The sequence below is a fragment of the Andreprevotia chitinilytica DSM 18519 genome, assembly GCF_000711875.1.
Lineage (GTDB): Bacteria > Pseudomonadota > Gammaproteobacteria > Burkholderiales > Chitinibacteraceae > Andreprevotia > Andreprevotia chitinilytica.
The window spans coordinates 1-21,854 of record NZ_JONM01000015.1; the positions used below are offsets into that span (position 1 = coordinate 1).

A 21,854-nucleotide genomic window follows, 5' to 3' on the forward strand; every position below is an offset into this window, starting at 1 on the left:
CTCACCCCTCACCCCTCACCCCTCACCCCTCACCCCTCACCCCTCACCCCCCCAGCTGTCGGCAACCGCAAGACCCATGCCCGATCTGGTCTAGAATCCTCGTCATAACGGTGTCATACGAACACCGAACCGGAACGACCAACAACGCAACAAGCGGCGTGGCGTTCCAAGAGACGAGGATGGAGATGAAACTGCGACAGCTCGCCGTGATGGCGGTGCTCGTGTGCGTGGCTGCGGCCGCTCGTGCGCGGGAACCGATGATCGTCGGCTATTTCCCTTTCTGGGCCACGTTTGGGCACAACGCGACACTGGCCGATGCGCCGGTCGAGCGGCTGACTCATCTGGTCTACGACTTTGCTGAGCTGAAATCCGATGGCTCGGTCGTGCCCGGCAATTTCTTTGCCGATCTGGTGCGCATCCACCAAACCGACAACAACACGCTGTACCGGGGCAACTTTGGTGTGCTGCCGTTACTGCGAGAGCGCAATCCACGGCTCAAGGTGCTGATCTCGATCGGCGGCTGGATCTGGTCGCGCAATCTGTCGGACGTGTCGGCCGATCCGGACAAGCGGCAACGGCTGGTGACGACGCTATTGGCCTTCATGGATCGCTACGGTTTCGATGGCGTCGAGCTGGATTGGCGCTATCCGGTGGTCGGTGGTGCGCCGCAGACCGGTAAGCGGCCGGATGATCTCGTCCATATGCAACAGTTGCTCGATGAAGTGCATGCGGCATGCAAGGCACGCCCCAAAGGCTGTCTGATTGCGCTGGCGGTCAATCCGGAACCTTCTACGCATGCAGGCTGGGATTTCCCGGCGCTGACCCGGCACGTCGACATGGTCACGCTGATGGCGATGGATTTTCGCGGTTCCTGGTCCAAATCCACCGGCCACAAATCACCGCTGTATTCCGATCCGGCCAACCCGGCCCCGAGTATTGCCAGCGCCATCGAAGACTTGAAGCGTGCCGGCGCGCCGATGGCCAAGGTGGTGACCGTGCTGCCGGCGCAGGGCATCAGCTGGCTGGGTGTGGCACCGCGTGAACATGGCTTGCATCAGGCTCACAAGGGCGCGCCGTTCGGCACGTGGGATAACGAATCCACCGGCCCGACCGGCACCTTTGCCTATAGCGAGATCACTCGGTTTGCCGCCAACGGGGAGTTCGAGCCGTATTGGGATGACGCGGCCAAGGCCGATACGCTGTACCAGCCCAAGACCGGCCAGTTCATTTCATTTGAAAGCCCGCGCTCGCTGACCGCCAAGCTTGATTTCATCGACCAACAGCAACTGGGCGGTGTCGGTTTTTGGGAAACCAGCAGCGATGCGCCGGGCGAAGCTGCGTTATTGGCGCAAGCCTACCGCCACTATCACCCGTGGGCGGGCGGCTGGCTGGCACTCAAGCAGCATTGGCGTACGGCCTTGCCGTGGCTGGTCGGTGTGGCAGGTGGCCTGTTGTTGGCCTTGCTATTTGGCATGTGGCGCTGGCGTGGGCGGCAGCGCCAGCAATGGGCGGTTGAGGTCGCGCAACATCAGGCGGTGGTTTCGCTGCTGACCATCCTGCCGCCGCAACTGCTGACCGCCACCCGGCAGGCCGCTTTGGCCCGCCAGCGCTGGGCGGATCGGCTGGATGTGATCGAAGTGGCGCAGCTCGATGCCTTGGCGGAGGACTGTTTCACCATGCACCAGCAACTCTTGCCGCTGGCGGAGGTGCTGGCCCCGGTCACCGAGCCGGTCGCATTGCAAACCGCACGCGATGCGCTGCTCGATCTGGAACGCTTCAGCCGCCGCATCGCGAGCGAGCGCAGTCTGGAAAAGATGCTGGATGCGATGGTGAGTTTTCTGGCGGAAGACAGCCGCGTGCGCGAAGCCACCTTGCTGGATGAAGACAGCGCCGATGAAGAGCTGGAAGGCGCGGATGGCTTGCTCACGCTGGCACCCAATCGCAGCAAGGCCATCGTCCGCCATGCCGCCCTGGCCGATTACCGTGTCGCGCTGCAGTTCCACACCCCGCTGACCGACGACGAGGAAATCTACTTCCGCAGCCTCGCCAATCAGGTGGTGCTGATCCGCCAGCAATTGCGTGAGCTGGCCCGGCAACCCCAGCTGCTCGCCGAGCTGTACGAAGTTGCCAGTCGTCGCGACAAGCTGCATTTCATCCGCGCCGAGAAAGGCTACAGCGGCATCTTCGCCGCCGATCTCGAATCACCGCACTACATCACGCTGCGGCTGCGGGCGCTGCGGCTGTATTTCGGCGAGCTGGTGCAAGTGCACCGCTCCTACCTCGTCCGCCCGCAAGCCGTCACCGGCAGCCGCCGTGCCGCCAGTGGGGGCATCGAGTTGCTGGTCGCCGGCAAGGCCGTACCGGTGGCGCGGACGTGTCTGGCGCGGCTGAAGGCGGATTATCCGGCGTGGTTTGAGCAGGAGAAGCAGCGAGCGGCGGCTTAGGCACCGCCTCAAAACCTTGTAGGAGCGAGCTTGCTCGCGATGGCGGCGCTTGAACGAGCGTGCAATACGTTAGCAGCGCCATCGCGAGCAAGCTCGCTCCTACAAGGTTCTCCGTAGCCCGGACGCTTTGCCGGCCGGGGCCGCTTCCGAATTGGCCCGGCTGGGGTGACATCGCACCAAGGGCCGCGACGGTTGGAACTCGCTGACATTGCCACCCCGGCCGGCAAATCCGTCCGGGCTACGGGGGCTCAAGCCCAGATGACCGTAGGGCGGGTTAGCCACTTCGTGGCGTAACCCGCCGTCCAACGCCGCAATATCCCGCCGTCGCTGGCAAAGGTGCGCATCACTGCGTGGGTTACGCCACGGTGTGGCTAACCCAACCTACGGTTTCTACGGCTGCCATTCGTGAATCGATGCGACAACGATTTCTATCTACCCAATTGATTTAAAAGGAATTTGTTGCAAGCCCGCTGCAATTCGTGAATCCACTGCTCCCCTCACGTTTTGGCCCGCGCACGCACTGGCATAGTGCGCTCACGGACGCTGAAGTCCGCCAAAACAGAAGGATGGAGAGATGAACCAGAAGACGTTGATTTGTGCCTTGTTCGCTGCCGGCATCGCCGCCGGTGCCGGTGCGGCGATCCCGCAATGGACCGATGGCAGCACCTACAAGGTGGGCGACATCGTGCAATACCAAGGCAACCGCTATCAGGATTTGCAAGCGCATACCGCCTGGACGGGCGCGGGCTGGAATCCGGTCGACGCCGTTTCCTTGTGGCAGCTGCTGGGCAGCTGTGGCACCAGCGCCGGCGATCTGTGCAACCCGGTTGGCGTGAGCGGTGCGCATTACACCACTTGGGCCGGCGGCGCGAAGGGCGCGTACAGCCTGGTGCATGACGATCTGTGTGCCTACATCACCGATGGCCAGATCAGCCATGCCGACCCGGAGCTGACCAAGCGTGGCCTGCGTGCTGCGTTCGGCATCATCAGCGTCGGTTGTGCCGACTACCACTGGCAAGCGGCCAAGCAGTTCATCGCCCACGGCCATGAAATCTACGATCACACGCGCAATCACTACAACGCCAATACCGCCAGCTGGAATAACGACGTCGAAATCAAGAACTCGGTGACCGATATCGCTGCCCGTCTGGATGGCTACACGCCCAGCTTCTTCGCCTGGCCGTCCGACATCGCGCCGGATGCCCCGCTGGCCTACCTGCGCACGCAGCCCAACTATCTGGGTGGCCGCGCACCGAGCCGCGTCGATCCGACTGGCAACATCATTTACGGCACCGCTGCCGGCGTGAACGATGCCAATTTCACCGACCCGTTCCAAATCAAATGGGATCTGTTCACCAACTCCGGCATCTGGTCGCTCTACCCGCAAGGCAGCGAAATCCTCAACCTGCATGTCGATGCCGCCATTGCCCAAGGTGGTTGGGCGCTGCGTACCGCGCACGGCGTGGAAGACAGCTCGTGGGAATCGATTCCGCTGGCGCGCTATACCGCCCACCTCGACTACGTGAAATCGAAGGTGGATAGCGGTGATCTATGGATGGCCCCGCCGTCTGACGTGATCCGTTACCGCTTCGCCCGCCAGTACTGCACGCCGACGCTGATTACCGATGCAGCCGGCCAGGGTGTGGTGCATGTGGACGCCAACGCCGATTGCCAGCGCTATGCCACGGCGCTGACGCTGGATGTAGCGACCGACCGCGCCGTCACTTCGGCCGCGGCCAGCCAGGCCGGCAAAGCCGTCAACGTGAAGCAACTGGATGCCAGCCACTATCGTGTGACGTTCAACGCTACCGGTGGCGATGTGAGTTTGCAGCTGCGCTGATGCGTGTTTGACGGAAATAGAAAAGCCGGGCGTTTGCCCGGCTTTTTCTTGGGTAGGTTGGTGTTGAGCGTAGCGAAGCCCAACATTCGCCGTGCGTCGTTTGCCGCCATCGATCGCGGTGTTCGAGCTGATGTTGGGCTTCGCTACGCTCAACACCAACCGACACATCGCTACATTTCTGCCGTCGCCCACTCGCGCACATAGGCCGGTGCTTCCACCAGCAAATCGGCTGCTGGCTCCGGCGTGCCGGCCACGGTCACGAACGGCAGCACGCCTGCCCAGACCGGGATCGCCATATCTTCGTCATCGTCGTTCGGCCCACCGACGCGGATTTTGGCGGCGGCCTCATCCAGCGAAATCCGCATCACCGTGGTCGCGGCGAGTTCCTTGCTGTTGCCTTTGCGTGCTTCGTCCTTGCGCCCCGGCGCGAGCTTATCCATGAACACATCCAGCGATGCGCTCTTGGCGGCTTCGCCGGGTACCTGCTCGAACTGGCCGTAAATCACCGCCGAGCGGTAATTCATCGAGTGATTGAACGCCGACCGGGCCAGCACCAGGCCATCCAGATGGGTGATGGCGACGGAAGCTTGCGTGCCCTTCGCCAACAGCTTGATCAAGCGCCCGCCATTCGAGCCGTGGATATACAGGTGGTTGTCTTCCCGCCAGCACGCGGTCGGAATGCAGTGCGTGCCTTTTTCATCGTGAAACGCCACGTGACACAGGTAAGCGGCATCGATGATCGAATACAGCGTGTCGCGTTCGTAGTTGGCGTTTTCGGCGATGCGGCGGATGCGGGTGCGGTCGGATGGGGGCTTGTTGGGTTGGGTGGTCATGCGTGGCTCCTTGATGGCGGGTAGTTGGGTACGAGGGCAAGACTAAGTTATCCTTGGCTCCTGCAATAGACCCAGAAAAGCACAAGATTTTAGGGCCACAGATGGACTACCAACTGCTGCTAGCCAACTTCACCACCGACCGGGCAGACCCGGCCTGGTCGCGCCAGCGCTTGCTCTACGAATGCCTGCGCGCTGCCATCTTGTCCGGCACCTTGAGCGCCGGTACACGTTTGTTGGCGACGCGCCTGCTGGCAGCCGAGCTGGGTTTGGCCCGCAATACGGTGCTCTATGCCTATGAGCAACTGGCGACCGAAGGCTTTGTGGCGTCGGATCGGCGCGGCACCGTCGTTGCCAATGTGCGCATTACACCGGCCGGCCAGGTGGCGGAAACGGTGTCGCCACAGCCGACGTTATCCCGCCGGGCGCAGCGGTTTACCACCCCGCTGGAGGACGGCGATTTGCAGCGTGCCTTTGCCCCCGGCGTGCCCGCGCTGGCCGACTTCCCGCTGCTCGCATGGCGACGCTTGATGGATCAGGCGTGGCGGGGGATTGGCTCCACCAAACTCGGCTATGGCCACGCCGCTGGCGAGCCCCGCTTGCGCACCGCCATCGCCGATCACTTGCGTGCATCGCGCGGCGTGGTGTGCGATGACGCCCAAGTGATCATCACCGATGGCACCCAAAGTAGCCTCGATCTGTGCGCACGGGCGTTTGCCGATGCCGGCGACGTGGTCTGGATCGAAAACCCCGGCTATGGCGGTGCGTTGACGGCGTTCCAGTCGGCCGAGCTGCACACGGTGGGTATCGAAGTCGATGGCGAAGGCATTGCACCGGCCGATTGGCAGCGGCGGCCGCCCAAGCTGATTTACGTCACCCCATCGCACCAATACCCGCTCGGCAGCGTGCTCAGTCTGGCGCGGCGTTTGTCACTGATCGAGCAAGCCAACGCGGCAGGGGCGCTGATCATTGAGGACGACTACGACAGCGAATTCCGCCGCGATGGCCCGCCTTTGCCCGCCATGCAAGGCTTGGTGCCGAATGCGCCAGTGCTCTACCTCGGCACCTTCAGCAAAACCATGTTCCCGGCCTTGCGGATCGGTTTCATGGTCGTCCCGGCCGGTTTGGTCGCGCCACTGACCTGCATGCTCAATCGCAGCGCCTCTCGCGGCCGCCCGGCGGAGCAACTGGCGCTGGCGGAGTTCATGCAGAGCGGCCAATTCGCCGCCCACCTGCGCCGCATGCGCCGCCTCTACGCCCAACGCCGCGATGCCATGAGTGAGGCGCTGCAGCGGCATCTGGGGGATGTGGCATCCATCTACGGCGGCTCGTCCGGCATGCATCTGGCGATCCGGCTTGGGGGGACGTTTTCGGATGTGCAGATCAGCCAGCAAGCGCTACGCCAAGGCATCGTGGCCCGCCCGCTGAGCGCCTACGTGATACCGGGGTCGGAAAACACGGCGTGGAATGGTTTCATCCTTGGCTACGCCCAGGTGCCGGTGGAGCGGATGGATGACATGATCGGGGCGTTTGCGGGGATTGTGCGGCGCTTGGAGGGTAGCGGCATCGGATAGGTTGGTGTTGAGCGTAGCGAAGCCCAACAAGCGAGGGTGAACGTTGGGCTTCGCTACGCTCAACACCAACCTACAAAAGCAGCCCCTGTAGCCCGGACGGCTTTGCCGGCCGGGGCAATGTTTGCGAATTCCAGCCCTCATGGTTCTTGATGCGACGCCACCCCGGCCGGCAAGCCGTCCGGGCTACGGAGAACCTTGTAGCCATCCTACGAACTCCCGTCGGCTCGGCGCACGCACACAAACTGCCCTTCAATCGGGCAGCCCGATTCGGTTCTGATCGGCACATCACGGATTGCCACGATCTTGAAACCGGCGTGTTTGATCTGGGCGGTCAGGTAATCCGGGTGATGGCTGTAGCGGCCGCTGATATTCAATCGATAGCCCTGTGTATCCGCCTCAAGCAGTTTCTCGGTCGTGAAGAGCGCCAACCCTCCGGCATTCAGCCGTTGCTGCATCAGCGCAAAAACCTCATCCAGCCGACCCAGATAAATCAGCGTATCCATGCAGATGATCAGATCGAACTGAGCGCGGGATTCGCGCAAGAAACCGCTGATATCGGCCTTATGCAATTGTTGATACAACTGCTTGGTGGCGGCGCGATCCAGCATGGCCTGACTGAGATCAACACCAATCAGCTCGCGGGCATAGGGCTTTAACACCTCACCCACCAAACCGGTGCCGCAGCCCAAATCCAGAATGCTCAGGCTATCCGCCGCGAAATGGCCGGTCGCCAGATAATCGCCCACCAATTGCGGGCCGCAATATTTCAACCGGCCCAGAATGCTGTCGAAACTGTTGGCGAATTCATCAAAGGTTTGCTCGATGTATTGGCTGGTGCATTGCTCCGGCGCTTGCTCCCGCCGATAGGCCGCAATCAAATGCGCCGGCACCGGGTTATCCGGTTCTTCTGCCAGCCAGTTTTCAAACAAGGCAATCGCGTCATCCATCCGGCCCAATTCGTAATAGGCTTGGCCCAAGACGATTTTTGATTGGCTATCTGCCGGTGCAGCGACAATGCCGCAATAGTTGAAATGCCGCGCCTCGGGGAAGCGCTCCAACTTCAGGCATAGCGCCGAGAGCAAATAGAAGGCATCCGGGCAATTGGAGTCGATGTTTGTTGCTGCCTTGTAGCATTGCTCCGCCCGATCCCATTCCTGATTCAACTCAAACGCTGCACCCAGATTGGTCCAGTAGAAATACTTGCTTGCATCAAGGGCAATGGCGTTGGTAAACGCATCGATCGCATCCGTTGCCAGTCCTTGCCGGGAGAGCGCGATGCCCAGGCTGAAATGCCATTCGGCATGGCTGCCATCCAGCGCAATCGCCGCCGTCAGTTGCTCGACGGCATCGGCCAGACGATCCGTTTGTTGCAGCAGGAAACCCAGATACTGCCGGGCCTGTGCATCAGCCGGATTAAGCTGGATGACGTCCCGGTAAAGCTGCTCCGCCCCGGCCAGATCGCCATCGACATGCTTGCGCAGGGCGGCGGAAAACAGGGTTTTGGTCTGCTCTTGCTCAGTCATTGTCGAGTCCGGGCTGATCAAGCTTTGGGTCTACGGTAGGTTGGTGCTGAGCGAAGCGATGCCCAACATTGATACGGTGAACGTTGGGCTTCATTGCATTCAACCCAACCTACGGATTTAGCGCCGCGAGCACGAATTAATGTAATCCAGCTGCGGGAATTCCTTCTTCAAGTACGCCGCGCCATCCGCTGCCGAAATCTTCTGCGGATCAGGCCCTTTCCCCCACGGTGCCATATCCCCGTAGGACGTATTGAATTGGCTCACCGTCTTCTTGAGCGAATCCGGCGTGATATAGCCGAACGGCGTTTCCCAAGGTTGCGTACCCAAGGATTCAACCTTTTCCCCAAGCGTGATGAACATGTGGTTCGAGCGTGATTTCTCGCCGCTGCCGGCAAAGCTCAGATAACCGCGCTTGAAGTTGCGCAATGCGGGCTGTTTGGGGTCGTCGCCGATGGTGGAGTAGGTCTTGGCATCCTTGCGCGGAGGGGCGTAGCCGAATTGGCAGAGGAAGTTATCCACGCAGCGAAAGAGCGGCACGTTTTTGAAGAAGCCGTCGTCCACCAGTTGCAGGAATCGGGCCGCGCCGAGTGGGCTCCAGTCCTTCTCGACCACGATATCCAGCTTGCCCTTGGTGGTGTCGCAGGTGACTTTGACTGAGTTGGTTTTGTCTTGGGCGGCGTTGACGTAGGTGGATGCGCACGTCGTCAACATGACTGCTAGTAATAGTTGTTTCATGTTCTCTCCTCGATCGCCCATTTAAGTATTTGCTTGGGGAGAGCGCAAAGATTTTTTGCTTGGCAATGGGGTGAGGGTCAGGCGTTGAGCGTCATGCACAAGCACCCTCACCCCCAGCCCCTCTCTCATAAATGGGCGAGGGGAGCCGAGGCGCTGGCCGTTGCGGCTGAGTTCCCTCTCCCACTTTCCCTGAACAAGGCTAAAAGCCTTGCACGCGAGGGCGAGGGAAGTAGTCATTGGTGCTTAAAGCATCACGCCACAAACGCCTGCGGCAGCGTAATCGTCACCACCAGTCCGCCTTGTGGGTGATTCGCCAGTGTCAAATCGCCGCCGTGGGCGTGGATGATGTCGCGGGCGATGCCCAGGCCCAGGCCCATGCCGTTCTGGTTGCTTTGGCGGCCGTGTTCGAGGCGGACGTAGGGCTGGAAGAGTTTGGTGATCATCTCGTCCGGCACGCCGGGGCCGTAGTCGCGGATGGTGAGTTCGGTTTCGCCGTCGCGGATCGAGAGCAGGATTTCGGCGCGGTCGCCGTATTTGAGGGCGTTGTCGACGATGTTGGAGATGGCGCGTTTGAGCGCCAGCGGTTTGGCGACGACGGAGATCGGGGCGGCGGCGACGGCGACTTCCTTGCCGGCGAGTTTGGCGTCTTCCACCAGCCGCGCCAGCAGCGCATCCAGCCGGATGGCGGTGTGGTTTTCGTGGATGTCGGTGTCTTTCACGCTTTGCAGCGCGCCCTTCACCATCATTTCCAGCTCGTCGAGGTCTTCGTGGAATTCGGGGCGGGCTTCTTCGTCGTCGAGCAGCTCGGTGCGCAGTTTCAGGCGGGTGATGGGGGTGCGCAGGTCGTGCGAGATGGCGGCGAACAGGCGTTCGCGGTCTTCCAGATAGCGCTGGATGCGCGCTTGCATGGCGGCGAAGGCGTGGGCGGTGTTGAGGTATTCGCGACTGCCGGTTTCGGGCAGGTGCGGATTCGCGCCTTGGCCGAAGGCTTCGGCGGCGTCGGATAGCAGCGCGAGCGGGCGGGTGAACCAGCGCACCACCCAGATCGAGAGCAGCAGCACGACGATCAGCGTCGCCAGTTGCAGCGCGATGCGGTCGATGGTGAGTGGGTTGGCCTGATCGAGGAAATACGGGTTGGGCATCAGCGTGGCGAGGTACAGCCATTCGCCGGATTCCAGCTCGGCCTGTATGACGAGGATGGGGGCAGGGCGGGGTTTGACCAGCAGGGTGTGTTGCACCCAGCTGTCGGGCAGGTCGGCCAGCGTCACGCCGTCGTCCGAAACGGCCAGTTCGTCCGGCCAGGCGAAGCCGACGCGGTAGGTGGAGAGGCGCGGCAGTTCTTGCGTGAGGGTGGTGGTGAGCGTTTCGGTGACCGAACTTGCGAGCGGCGAGTTGTCGATGGTCTGGATGCGCACCGGGCCTTTGTTGACGTTGACGAAGAAGCGCGTGCCGCCCATTTCACGCAACTGTTCGATCAGGAGCGGGCGGTAGTTCGGCGGCAGGCTTTGGAAGAAGCGCAAGGCACTGGCGGCGCTGTAGCCAATGTATTTGGCGGCTTCGCGGGCTTCTTCGCTGTTGCGGGTCTTGAGCTGGGTGGCCCACAACCAATTGCCGAGCGATTGGCTGGCGAGCACGCCGAGCACCATCACCAGCGAGATGCGGGCCAGCAGCGAGCCGGGCAGCAGGCGGTTGAAGATGCGGTTGAGGCGAGACGCACGCGGCGCTTCGCCATCTGTGTTCAGTGCGGCGGCGCGGCGCCAGTCATCAAGGCGCATTGCGGCTCGGAGATTTCATGAGGGACACGGGATGATGGTGGGTGAGTCGTGAGCCGGATTGCGAGCGAGACGCACAGCCAATAGCCCCCGCTATTGGCGAGCATCGCTGCCGCAAGGCGGCCACGAATCGCCCGCCAGCGCCCGTGTAACCCATCGCTGAAGTCAAATTGAAGTCACTTCGCCTGGATTGGGCAGAGGCTTTATTCATGCACATTCAAGGGTGACCTCGTGGAATTTCCGAGCCTGAGCTCACCTCGGCGGAGAACACATAGCCGCTGCCACGCACGGTCTTGATCAGGGCCGGTTGCTTGCCGTCGTCCAGCAGGCGCTGGCGCAGGCGGCTGACTTGCACGTCGAGCGAGCGATCCAGCGGGCCGAGATCGCGGCCGCGGGTTTCCTCGGCCAGCACGGTGCGGTCGAGCACTTCGCCGGGGTGTTCGACAAAGTATTTCAGCAGCTGGAAATCCAGCCCGGTGAGCTTGACCGTTTCGCCAGTCGGGTCGGTAAGCGTGCGCTCCAGCGTATCGAGCGCAAAGCCGTTGAAACGGTAATAACGCGGCGCGCCGGTGTGATCCGCGCCGCCACCCATGCGGCGGTGGATGGCCTTGATGCGGGCCAAGAGTTCACGCGGGTTGTAGGGCTTGGCGATGTAATCGTCCGCGCCGAGTTCGAGGCCGACGATGCGGTCGGTGTCGTCGGCGTTGGCGGTGAGCATGATGATGGGCACGGCCGAGCGTTTGCGCACCGTGGCGCAGAGCGCGAAGCCGTCGGTGTCGGGCAGCATCACGTCCAGAATCACCAGCGAAAGCTCGTCGTGATACCGGTCGAATTCGGCCATGAAGCTGGTGCCATCGTGGGCGAGCTTGACCTCGTACTGGTTCTTTTCCAGATAGGTCTTGAGCAGGGTGCGGGTTTTCTGGTCGTCGTCGACGATGAGGATTTTGCGGATCATGGCTCTGCTTTCCGGTTGGCCAGCGCGCGCACCAGCGCGGCGATGCGGCGTTGGGTTTCGCTGATGGCGATGGTGTCGTCGAGGAAATATCGGTGAATCTGGGCGGAAATGGCGTCTTTCAGTTGCTCGTTGCTGGCCATGCGGTGCGTCAGGCTGGGGGCTTGTACTTGCGCGCCACGGCCGAAAGTTTGCCATGAAGAGCGGGCACAGCTATCCATCTGGCGCGGGTCGGCATCGCGCCGCACCGATACCGAGCCTTTGATCTGGTTGTAGTGGATCTGCATGGCTGGCGAGGTGGCGAGCCGGGCGAGCTTTTCCTGCGCGATTTCGTGATCGTAATCGCCGACCAGCATCACGAAGGTATCGACGCTGTAGAGATGGTAATCGGCCGTGCCCGGCACCGGCAGGCAGCTGAACTGGTCGTCCACGTTCATGCCCATCGTTTGCAGCTCACCCTTGGCCCAGTCGCCCATCACCCACATGCCGATCTCGCCGTGGGCGAATTGGCGGGCGATGCTGTCCCAGCTTTTCTCGGTCACGGGTTCGCCCATCCAGCGCTTGAGGCTGCGCAAACGCTCTAGTGCACGGCTCACGCGGGGATCGAACCAGGCTCGGTCGCTGTTAGACATGAACAGCTGGCGATAAAAGGCCGGGTTGCTTTCGGAGAGTAACAAGGTCTCGAACAAGGTGGTGACTTGCCACGCTTCGCTGCTCTGCGCGAGGGGCGTGATGCCGGCATGCTGCAAGCGGTTGGCAACGCGTTCGAAGTCGTTCCAGTTCTTGGGCGGCGTGAGGCCAAGTTCGTTGAAGACGCGGCGGTTGTAAAACAGCGTGTTGATGCGGTGGATGCCGAGCGGGACAGCGGCGGTGTGGCTGCGCAGGCGCACCAGCGACCAGATGCTCGGGAAGAAGGCGGTATTCCAGTTGTTCTTGCGCGCCACGCCATCAAGTTCCAGCAGCAGGCCGAGATCGGCCCATTCCTGGATATTCGGCCCGATCAGTTGCGCGACATCCGGCGCGCGGCCAGAGAGTACGCGGCTCTTGAGCACCTTCATCGCGCCGACACCGGCACCGCCGGCAATGGCGGCATCGCGCCATGTCACGTCTTCATCGGCCAGGGCTTCGGCAATGGCATCGGCGGCTTTGCGCTCGCTTTGCGAGGTCCACCAATGCAGTACATCCAGCGTTTCGGCTGCGCGTGCGCCTGCGGCAATGCCTAACGAGGCCAGCAAGATCAGGCAAAAAAGGGGCGCACGGATATATGAATGCATATGGATTCGAGGGTTCGGCGCGAGCTTAGCGTAAGCATCACTGCCTTTTTGTAAATAAACATTGCATTGCATCTCGAAGGCTTGCGAAACGACGGGCGGTTGCTATAACCCGTTCACATCTTGCCATGTCGATGCGGGTTGCGGGTTCCAGGCCCCGACAGGCAGGTGAAGCAGCAGGACGCGTCTGTAATGAACCGTAACGATGCGGGTGCCACGTTTTTGCAAAATTCGTTAAAAAACAAAGTGTTGTGTTTTCTTTCGACGTAAAGCGAAAAAGCTCGCGTCACGAAAACGCCGATGCTAACTTGCGGTCATCCCGAGTCCTGTAGTCCGGGCTTGGGCACTACAACGACGCATTACAACGAAAGACCCGTTGGCCACTCACGGCCTTAAGAACTGAGGAGTTCGACCCCATGCAAGCCAAACGCTTTACTCGCGCAGCCTTGTTTGCCGCGCTGATGTCCGCCGGTATCGCTCAAGCCGGTTCGCTGACCATCGAATCCTGGCGCGTTGACGACAAGGCGCTGTGGGAAGATGTGCTGATCCCGGCTTTCAACAAGAAGTACCCGGATATCAAGGTCAAGTTCTCCCCGACCGCGCCGACCGAATACGATTCCTCCTTGAACGCACGTCTGGCTGGCGGCACCGCCGGTGACCTGATCGTGTTGCGTCCGTTCGACAAGTCGCTCGACCTGTTCAAGAAAGGCCAGATTGAAGCCCTGAACGGCAAGGCTGGCATGGAAAACTTCCCGAACTCCGCCAAAGTGGCGTGGGAAACCGATGACGGCAAGACCCAGTTCGGTATGCCGATCGCTTCCGTGATCCACGGCTTCCTGTACAACAAGAAGGCATTCCAGGAACTCGGCCTGCAACCGCCGAAGACCACCGACGACTTCTTCAAGGTCGCTGAAGCGATCAAGAAGTCCGGCAAGTACACCCCGATCGCGCTGGGCACCGCTGACCAGTGGGAAGCCAACCAGATCGTGTTCACCAGCGTGGGTGCACCGTACTGGAAGGGCGAAGAAGGCCGTAAGGCACTGATCGCCGGCAAGGCCAAGTTCACCGATCCGCAATTCGTGGCTCCGCTCGAAGTGGAAGCCAAGTACGGCCCGTATCTGGCCAAGGGTTACAGCGCACAGCCGTACGGCGATACGCAAACCCTGTTCGCCTCCGGCAAGGCTGCCATCGTGGCTGCTGGCTCGTGGGATATCGGTTACTACAACCAGAACGCCAAGTTCGAACTCGGCGCGTTCCCGCCGCCGGTGCCGAAGGCTGGCGACAAGTGCTACATCTCCGACCACACCGATCTGGGTCTGGGCGTGAACAGCAAGTCCAAGAACAAGGAAGACGCCTACAAGTTCCTGCAGTGGGTGGGCTCGCAAGAGTTTGCTGACATGTACACCAACAAGGTCACTGGCTTCTTCTCGCTGTCCAGCCACCTGATCGCTGTGAAGGATCCGGTTGCCAAGCAGATGCTGGATTGGCGCAAGAGCTGCTCGTCCACGATCCGCCTGAATGCGCAGATCCTGAACCGTGGCGAGCCGAACCTCGAAAACGAACTGTGGAACGTGAACGCCCAAGTCTTGAACGGCAAGATGTCGCCGAAGGATGGCGCAGCACGCCTGCAAGCTGGTCTGGACAAGTGGTACAAGCCGGCTAAGTAAATCCAGCTGTTTCAGCTGTAGCAGTAGCACCCGCCAGGTGGCCTGCGATTGTGTGTGAACCCGTTCATGCCGATTGCCCCGCAGGCCACCGCGGTGGGTGTATGCAGTTAAATGCAGTTTGTAAGCAGCTCGATAAAGTCTTCATCCTCTCGACTGTGGAGTAGGCCGGCGGTGTACACGCCTGGCACTGCCTGACAGCCTAAGCGAGTTGCCCGATGCATTTCCGGTTTGATCACCTATTCTGGGTGAACGGGCCGGGATGTAGCGGCAACGCGGTTCACGCGGCGGTTGTTGCGGTGTTGTGTTACACCCCGGCCATTTTTTTGTCCGTTTTTCGGGAAAGAGCAATGAAACGCTTCTCTTTCTGGCATGTTGTCGTGTTCCTTGCGCCAGCAGTGCTGATCTATACGGTGTTCAGTGCCTACCCGCTGCTCGATACGCTGCGGCTGGGTTTCTACAGCACCTCCGATACTGGCGCCCAATCGTGGTCCGGTATCGCCAACTACACCAAGCTGTTGACCGACCCGCAGTGGTCGGACGCGTTCTGGAACGCGATGCGGAACAACCTCAAGTTCTTCGCCATTCACTTGTGTATTCAGAATCCCATCGGTTTGCTGTTGGCCGCGCTGCTGAGCCTGAAAGGCGTCAAGGGGGCCAAGGCTTACCAGACCGTGATTTTCCTGCCGACACTGCTGTCGGTGGTGATCATCGGCTTCATCTGGCAATTGATCCTGTCGCCGCTGTGGGGCGTATCCGAAAAGCTGATGGGCTACGTTGGCCTCGCGGATTACTTCGCGCCGTGGCTGGGTCAGGAATCGTCCGCGCTGATCACGCTCGCGCTGATGTCGGTGTGGCAGTTCGTCGGCATTCCGATGATGCTGATCTACGCCTCGCTGATCGCGATTCCGGAAGAAATCATCGAAGCCGCCGTAGTGGAAGGGGCCAGCCCGTGGCGCATCTTCTGGCAGATTCGCCTGCCGCTGATCCTGCCGACGCTGGGCTTGGTGACCATCCTCACCTTCGTGGGCAACTTCAACGCCTTCGACCTGATTTACTCGGTGAAGGGCGCGATTGCCGGCCCGAACTACAGCACCGACATTCTCGGCACCTTCTTCTACCGCACCTTCTTCGGCTACCAGAGCCAGATCGGCAGCCCGACCATGGGCGCGACCGTGGCGACGACGATGTTCATCATCATCCTGGGCGGTGTGGCGGTGTACACCTACCTGATCCAGCGCAAGCTGCAACGTCACGCTTTCTAAGGAGCCGACCGTGAATACCAAAATCGGCAAACTCAGCAGCACCGCGTTCACGCATCTGGTGCTGGCTGGCTATACCCTGCTGGCGATGTTCCCCATCGTGTTGATCATGATCAACTCGGTGAAGAGCCGCGACGGCATCTTCGACAACCCCTTGGCGTTCCCGACCAGTGAAACGTTCTCGCTGGTGGGTTTCCACAAGGTGCTCGCCAAGTCGCCGTTCCTGCATTTCTTCCAGAACAGCCTGACGGTGACCATCGTCTCGCTGGTGCTGATCCTGCTGTTCGCAGCGATGGCGGCGTGGGCGCTGTCTGAGTACAAGTTCCGCGGCAACCGCTGGCTTGCCGTGTATCTGGCCTTCGGCATCATGGTGCCGATCCGCCTCGGTACGGTGTCGATCCTGAAGCTTGCAGTGGCGCTGGAACCGTTCCACATGGGGGTCAACACGCTGGCCATCCTCATCCTGGTCTACGTCGCCCAAGGCTTGCCACTGGCGGTGATGATCCTGAGTGAGTTCATGCAGCAGATTCCCAAGGAGCTGAAAGAAGCTGCCCGCTGCGATGGCGTGGGCGAATTCAAGATCTTCTTCCAGATCATCCTGCCGCTGATCCGCCCGGCCGTTGCAACCGTTGCCGTGTTCACCATGGTGCCGATCTGGAACGACTTGTGGTTCCCGCTGATTCTCGCCCCGGGTGAAGAAACGCAAACGGTGACGCTCGGCGTGCAGCAATTCATCGGCCAATACGTGACCGACTGGAACGCAGTACTCGCTTCGCTCTCGCTCGCGGTGCTGCCGGTGTTGATCATGTATGTGTTCGCATCCCGCCAACTGATTCGCGGTATCACGGCTGGCGCAGTGAAATAAGGAAATCTTGTAGGAGCGAGCTTGCTCGCGATTGCTCAGCTTGATGTATCGCTATCGCGAGCAAGCTCGCTCCTACATAAGCAATGCAGGAATTTGCGGTGGGCGTGGTTCGGGTTTTTACCCCTCCCCCCTCACGCCTGACCCCTCACGGAGTTAAAAAGACATGGCTCAAGTCTCGCTCAATAATCTGAAAAAAACCTATGACGGCAAGCAGGACGTGCTGGCCGGCATCAACCTCGAAATCACCGATGGTGAATTCGTCGTGCTGGTCGGCCCGTCGGGCTGCGGCAAGTCCACCTTGCTGCGCATGCTGTCCGGCCTGGAAGAAATCAGCGGTGGCGATCTCGTCATCGATGGCGTGCGCTGCAACGACCTGCCGCCGGCCAAGCGCGGCATCGCGATGGTGTTCCAGAGCTACGCGCTTTACCCGCACATGAACGTCTACAAGAACATGGCGTTCGGCCTGAAGATCCACGGCGCGAAGAAAGACGAGATCGACCGTCGCATCAAGCACGCCGCTGCGATCCTCAAGATCGACCACCTGCTGCACCGCCTGCCGCGCGAACTGTCTGGCGGTCAGCGCCAGCGCGTCGCTATCGGCCGCGCCATCGTGCGGGAACCGAAGCTGTTCCTGTTCGATGAACCGCTCTCCAACCTCGATGCCGCGCTGCGTGTGCAGACCCGTCTGGAAATCGCCAAGCTGCACCGCGATCTGCAGGCCACCATCGTTTACGTGACCCACGATCAAGTCGAAGCCATGACGTTGGGCGACAAGATCGTGGTGATGCACGACGGCAAAATCCAGCAAGCCGGCACGCCGCTGGCACTGTATCAACAGCCGTCCAACCTGTTCGTGGCGACCTTCATTGGCTCGCCGAAGATGAACCTGCTCGAAGGTGTGGTGGCTGAAGCGTCTGCGACGGGCGTCTCGGTCACGCTCGCTGGCGGTCAGGTGCTGCGTACCGAAGTCGATGGCAGCAAGCTCGCCGCGGGTGATCGCGTGACCGTCGGCATCCGCTCCGAACACCTGTGGGAAAACAACGCCGGCAGCGAGCAGTTCACCGGTACGGTAAATCTGGTCGAGCATTTGGGCGAAGCCAACTTCCTCTACGTGACGCTGGCGAATGGTCAGGACGTCGTGGTGCGTGGCGATGGCGAGCGTGAAGTGGCGATTGGCGACACCATCTCGCTGTCCGCCCCGGCGGCGTCGTTCCACGTGTTCAACCATGAAGGCCAGGCGCTGCAACGCCTGAAGCCGGGCAACATGGTGGCGGCCAAGCGCACCGCTTGATCGCGCTGTACCTCTCTCCTCTGCATCAAAACCAACGGCCCGCAATGCGGGCCGTTGGTTTTTGGGTGGCGGTAGGATGGGCAGAGCGTAGCGAAAGTGCTTTGTCCCCTCGCCCATCCCGTACAAGGCTTTAGCCTTGTTCAGGGAAAGTGGGAGAGGGTTAGGGAGAGGGTGCTTGAAAGGTCAATGCACATGGCACCACCCTCACCCCCAGCCCCTCTCCCACTAATAGCTGAACAAGGCTGAAGCCTTGCACGCGAGGGCGAGGGGAGCCACTGGCGCAGTGTTGGTTTTAACACCTCACCCCTCCCACCTCACCCCTCACGCTTTTTTAAATTCCCTTGATGATCTTTGTCCGCTCCCCGGCCGTTCCCGAGAATGCAGTTTTCTCCAGCCGAGGATCGCGCCATGACCCGCCACGCCCCTTTCATTCCGCAAGAAGCCCCGCAACGCTATGACCTGCTGACCCGCATCATGCATTGGGTCTTCGCCGTGGCGATCATCTACGCCACCTGTGCCGGTTTCGCCTTGCACGTCATCACCAACCCGACAGCCTGGCGCATCATCTCGGTGCTCAATATGTCGCTGGCGACCTGCCTGATCGTGATGTTCCCGATCCGCTACCTGTGGAAGTTCTTCCGCAAGGAGCCGGCTGAAATCGACTCGATCCCGGCGGTGCAGATATCCGCCGCGCATCTGGTTCATTCACTGATCTATGTGCTGACGGCCGTCGTGTTGACCAGCGGGTTTCTGATGGTGCCGGATGGCTATTCGTTCTTCGGCTTCCTGCACATCCCCACGCTGTTTCAGGCTGGGCCGGTCACCAGCCACTGGAATGCGATTCACCGCTTCGGCTGCATGACCCTTGCCGCAATCGTGGTGCTGCATGTTGCGGCGGTGCTCAAGCACCGGTTCATTCTGAAGAACAATGTGCTGCAGCGGATGTTGTGAGCCGGTTTTTCGTGTGGTTTTCTCCCCTCGCCCATTGATGGGAGAGGGGCCGGGGGTGAGGGCTGCGCCCTTATCACGACCCTCTCCCTAACCCTCTTCCACTAATAGCTGAACAAGGCTGAAGCCTTGCACGCGCGGGCGAGGGGACTAATCGTGAAGCTGTATGTAGCCCGGACGGCTTGGCCAGCCGGGGCCGCGCTGTAAATAGAAAATGGATTCCGGTCGGAATGGCGCTGTGCGCAAAATCCCCGGCCACCAAGGTGTCCGGGCTACATGTTTTCTATCCCTTGTGGACAAGGGGTGCCGAGCGCCTCACTCCGTCGTACTCGGATTCCAGAACGCCTGCTGCACATAGGATTCCGCCAGCAGCTGGCGGGTGATCGCATCCAGATCATCCGAATTCGCCGAGGTGGAAAGTAGCGTTGCCGTGATTTCCACCGCATCTTCACCGAAGGGTTCGACGTCGAGATCGCCCAGCGGGTAATTGGCTTGTTCCAGCAGTGTTTCCAGCAGCGCCAACGCCAGCTTTTGCTGCTCGTCCGTCACGATCACGCACAGCTGGTAGGTCACCTCGCTGCTGCGATCATCAATCGGTTTGCGGTTGATCGAATCCACCACCGGGCGCAGCAGCGTGTTGGATGCCAGCACGAACAGTGCCGCCAGAATCGCTTTATCCAACAGCCCCGCGCCAGCGCATGCGCCGACCGCCGCCGAGCCCCACAACGTGGCCGCCGTATTCAGACCGCGCACGTTCAGCCCTTCTTTCATGATGGTGCCCGCGCCCAAAAAGCCGACGCCCGATACTACGTAGGCGGTGACTTGCGATGCGCCGGCCGCGCCATTGATGCTGTGCGCCAGATTCACGAATACCGCCGCGCCCACGGCAACTAGCGTATTGGTGCGCAGCCCGGCGGTGCGTTGGCGGAATTGGCGTTCGTAGCCGATGGCCGATCCAAGCAAGAATGCCGCGACCAGACCGATCAAGGACGCGAGGAAGTCCGGGCCGTCGAAGTGAAAGAGGTGTTCCATGCGTCCTCCCGTTGGGCGCATCCCGTTTGGGAAGCTGGTGGATGTATTAATAGATAGCGGTAGAGGCCCTCAAGGTGCGGATAAGCCGCGCCTTGATGGCCTTGCGAGCCTTGGGTCAGAAATGTACGCCAAACCGGCTTTGCAACGGTGGGTTTGCTTGCGCGCCTGCTGATCACGTCAAACGCGATCGGGCGTCAGAACGCCAGCATCACCACCTTGTAGCCGACCATGATCATGGCGATGACCAGGTAGCCACGCAGCAGGCCCATCCAGATGCGGTTACGTTGCGACAGCACCATCGGCTTGAGGGCGGCCAGCGGTGGCATGCGCCATTGATAGCGGACTGTGTCGCTGACCTTCGCGGCCTTGGCGTTCGGGTGCAGCGCTTCTTCACTGGCGTGCAGCACATTCGCCGCCACGGCCACGATCAAGCCGATGACGCCACCGCCAATCAGGATGTCGGTAATGGTCTGGCCCGAGATATCCGGCCACACCACGGCCGCCACCAGAATGATCGACAGCAACACCAGTGCGGCCACCACGACGGCGGTCAGCACATTGGTAAAGCGGCCATTCACCCACGGGCCCAGCACTTGCTTGTCGTTGCACAAGATCAGCAGGAACACCGAAGCACTCGGCAGCAGTACACCAGCGAGGGACTGCACGGCATTGGTCAGCAGACCAAGCGGCACGCCGGGGATCAGGACCAGTGCGGCGGCCAGTGCGATCAGGCCGCAGTAAACCGCATAGAAGCCCTTGGCATCGCTCGGCTTGCGATGCAGCGAATGCTTGAGATTGAGCACGTCGCCCAGCGCATACGCGGTCGAGAGTGAGACGGCCATCGCGCCGATCAGGCTGGCGTCGATCAAGGCAATCGCGAACAGCACGCCCGGCAGGCGGCCATGGTGTTCGCCCAGCGCCTTGGCGATGCCGCCGGCATCGGTGAATTGGCCAAACTCAGGCAGGCCGTGGAACAGATGCGCCGTGAAGGCAATCATCGCCACCGCGCCGACGATCACCAGCACGATGCCCAGCCACAGATCGGCCCGCTCATAGGAGATGAAACGCGGTGTGATGCGCTTGTCGATCACATAGCTTTGCTGGAAGAACAGCTGCCACGGCGCGACGGTGGTGCCGACGATGCCGATGATCAGCAGCATGATGTCGGACAGCTTGCCGGCCGGCATTTGCGGCACGACGAAGTCATGGGCAACTTGCGTCAGTGGCGGATGCACCATCAGGAAAATGGGCACCAGCAGCAAGCTGCCGAAGACCAGCGCCATCGACAGCCGCTCGAACCGGCGGAAATCCCCCGTGCCGGCGGCAGCCATGATGGCCAGCGCGGCCAGCCCGACGCCCAGTATTTTGGGCACGCCCAGATAATCCAGCCCCAGCGAAATCCCGATGAACTCGGTGACGATGGTTAGCGCATTCAGCAAGAACAGATCGATGACGCTGAATGCGCCCCAGAATTTGCCGAAGCGCTCGAAGATCAACCGCGCATGACCCACACCGGTGACCGCGCCCAGGCGCAGCACCATTTCCTGATTCACATACAGCACCGGGATCAGCAGCGCCAAGGTCCACAGCAGCGAGGTGCCGAAGTTCTGGCCAGCCTGGCCATAGGTGGAGAAAGCGCCGGCATCGTTATCGCCCACCATGACGATCAGGCCGGGGCCGAGAATGGCGAACAGCGTGCGCAGACGGTGCAGCCAGTTTTTGCGCGCACCGGTGTCGCCGCGGGCGATGGTGCCGAAAGCGCCTTTGATGTCGCCGACGTGGGCGCTATCGAGCACAGCTTCGTGTTGGCTCATGTTGAATACCTCATAACAACTTGTTTTCTTGAAGCCG

General features: G+C 61.0%; 16 protein-coding genes. 8 read left to right on the top strand and 8 right to left on the bottom strand.

Features of this window, described 5'->3' with window-relative positions; genetic code table 11:
- The first annotated feature begins 185 nt into the window (after window positions 1-185).
- Both BR41_RS16725 and BR41_RS16730 read left to right on the top strand, forming a co-directional pair.
- Window positions 186-2,444: a glycosyl hydrolase family 18 protein gene (locus BR41_RS16725; RefSeq protein WP_035059318.1), complete on the top strand. Its 2,259-nt coding sequence runs from the start codon at window positions 186-188 to the stop codon at window positions 2,442-2,444.
- Window positions 2,445-3,018: 574 nt separating this feature from the next.
- The gene (locus BR41_RS16730; protein WP_035059320.1) at window positions 3,019-4,284 is read left to right on the top strand and encodes a carbohydrate-binding protein; all 1,266 of its coding nucleotides are present in this window, start codon (window positions 3,019-3,021) and stop codon (window positions 4,282-4,284) included.
- 170 nt (window positions 4,285-4,454) lie between these two features.
- On the opposite strand, the gene BR41_RS16735 is transcribed toward BR41_RS16730, so the two are convergent.
- Entirely contained in the window at window positions 4,455-5,117 is a 663-nt protein-coding gene (locus tag BR41_RS16735) for a pyridoxamine 5'-phosphate oxidase family protein (RefSeq protein WP_035059322.1), read from the bottom strand.
- A gap of 101 nt (window positions 5,118-5,218) precedes the next feature.
- Here BR41_RS16735 and pdxR point away from each other — a divergent pair, with 101 nt between their 5' ends.
- A complete protein-coding gene (pdxR, locus tag BR41_RS16740) occupies window positions 5,219-6,688 on the top strand; it encodes a MocR-like pyridoxine biosynthesis transcription factor PdxR (protein WP_035059324.1) in 1,470 nt (489 codons plus the stop codon).
- A gap of 206 nt (window positions 6,689-6,894) precedes the next feature.
- Here the strand turns inward: pdxR and BR41_RS16745 are convergent, their stop codons facing one another.
- The 5 genes from BR41_RS16745 to BR41_RS16765 all read right to left on the bottom strand — a co-directional run bounded on the left by BR41_RS16745 (window position 6,895) and on the right by BR41_RS16765 (window position 12,944).
- Window positions 6,895-8,211 carry a tetratricopeptide repeat protein gene (locus BR41_RS16745; RefSeq protein ID WP_035059326.1) on the bottom strand — a complete coding sequence of 439 codons (1,317 nt, stop codon included), beginning with the start codon at window positions 8,209-8,211 and terminating at the stop codon, window positions 6,895-6,897.
- Window positions 8,212-8,328: 117 nt separating this feature from the next.
- Complete coding sequence (locus BR41_RS16750) at window positions 8,329-8,946, bottom strand: peptidylprolyl isomerase (protein ID WP_169741322.1); 618 nt, start codon at window positions 8,944-8,946, stop codon at window positions 8,329-8,331.
- Between the two features lie 251 nt (window positions 8,947-9,197).
- On the bottom strand, window positions 9,198-10,721 hold the full coding sequence (locus BR41_RS16755; protein WP_051711204.1) for an ATP-binding protein: 1,524 nt from the start codon (window positions 10,719-10,721) through the stop codon (window positions 9,198-9,200).
- A gap of 214 nt (window positions 10,722-10,935) precedes the next feature.
- Complete coding sequence (locus BR41_RS16760) at window positions 10,936-11,673, bottom strand: response regulator (protein ID WP_035059330.1); 738 nt, start codon at window positions 11,671-11,673, stop codon at window positions 10,936-10,938.
- Window positions 11,670-12,944 (bottom strand): ABC transporter substrate-binding protein, encoded by a 1,275-nt coding sequence (locus BR41_RS16765; RefSeq protein ID WP_051711207.1) that lies wholly within the window; start codon window positions 12,942-12,944, stop codon window positions 11,670-11,672. The genes BR41_RS16760 and BR41_RS16765 overlap by 4 nt, the downstream gene beginning before the upstream one ends.
- Before the next feature lie 413 nt (window positions 12,945-13,357).
- Between BR41_RS16765 and BR41_RS16770 the strand changes: the two genes are divergently transcribed.
- The 5 genes from BR41_RS16770 to BR41_RS16790 all read left to right on the top strand — a co-directional run bounded on the left by BR41_RS16770 (window position 13,358) and on the right by BR41_RS16790 (window position 18,974).
- Window positions 13,358-14,608: an ABC transporter substrate-binding protein gene (locus tag BR41_RS16770; protein ID WP_035059332.1), complete on the top strand. Its 1,251-nt coding sequence runs from the start codon at window positions 13,358-13,360 to the stop codon at window positions 14,606-14,608.
- A gap of 347 nt (window positions 14,609-14,955) precedes the next feature.
- Entirely contained in the window at window positions 14,956-15,870 is a 915-nt protein-coding gene (locus BR41_RS16775; protein ID WP_035059334.1) for a carbohydrate ABC transporter permease, read from the top strand.
- A gap of 10 nt (window positions 15,871-15,880) precedes the next feature.
- Window positions 15,881-16,732, top strand: a complete 852-nt coding sequence (locus tag BR41_RS16780) for a carbohydrate ABC transporter permease (RefSeq protein WP_051711209.1) — start codon at window positions 15,881-15,883, stop codon at window positions 16,730-16,732.
- Window positions 16,733-16,895: 163 nt separating this feature from the next.
- A complete protein-coding gene (locus tag BR41_RS16785) occupies window positions 16,896-18,023 on the top strand; it encodes an ABC transporter ATP-binding protein (protein ID WP_035059336.1) in 1,128 nt (375 codons plus the stop codon).
- A 408-nt stretch (window positions 18,024-18,431) separates the two neighbouring features.
- A complete protein-coding gene (locus BR41_RS16790; RefSeq protein WP_035059338.1) occupies window positions 18,432-18,974 on the top strand; it encodes a cytochrome b in 543 nt (180 codons plus the stop codon).
- 312 nt (window positions 18,975-19,286) lie between these two features.
- Here the strand turns inward: BR41_RS16790 and BR41_RS16795 are convergent, their stop codons facing one another.
- Window positions 19,287-20,003 carry an MgtC/SapB family protein gene (locus BR41_RS16795; protein WP_035059340.1) on the bottom strand — a complete coding sequence of 239 codons (717 nt, stop codon included), beginning with the start codon at window positions 20,001-20,003 and terminating at the stop codon, window positions 19,287-19,289.
- A gap of 194 nt (window positions 20,004-20,197) precedes the next feature.
- The gene (locus BR41_RS16800; protein ID WP_035059342.1) at window positions 20,198-21,817 is read right to left on the bottom strand and encodes an NRAMP family divalent metal transporter; all 1,620 of its coding nucleotides are present in this window, start codon (window positions 21,815-21,817) and stop codon (window positions 20,198-20,200) included.
- Window positions 21,818-21,854 lie beyond the last annotated feature (37 nt).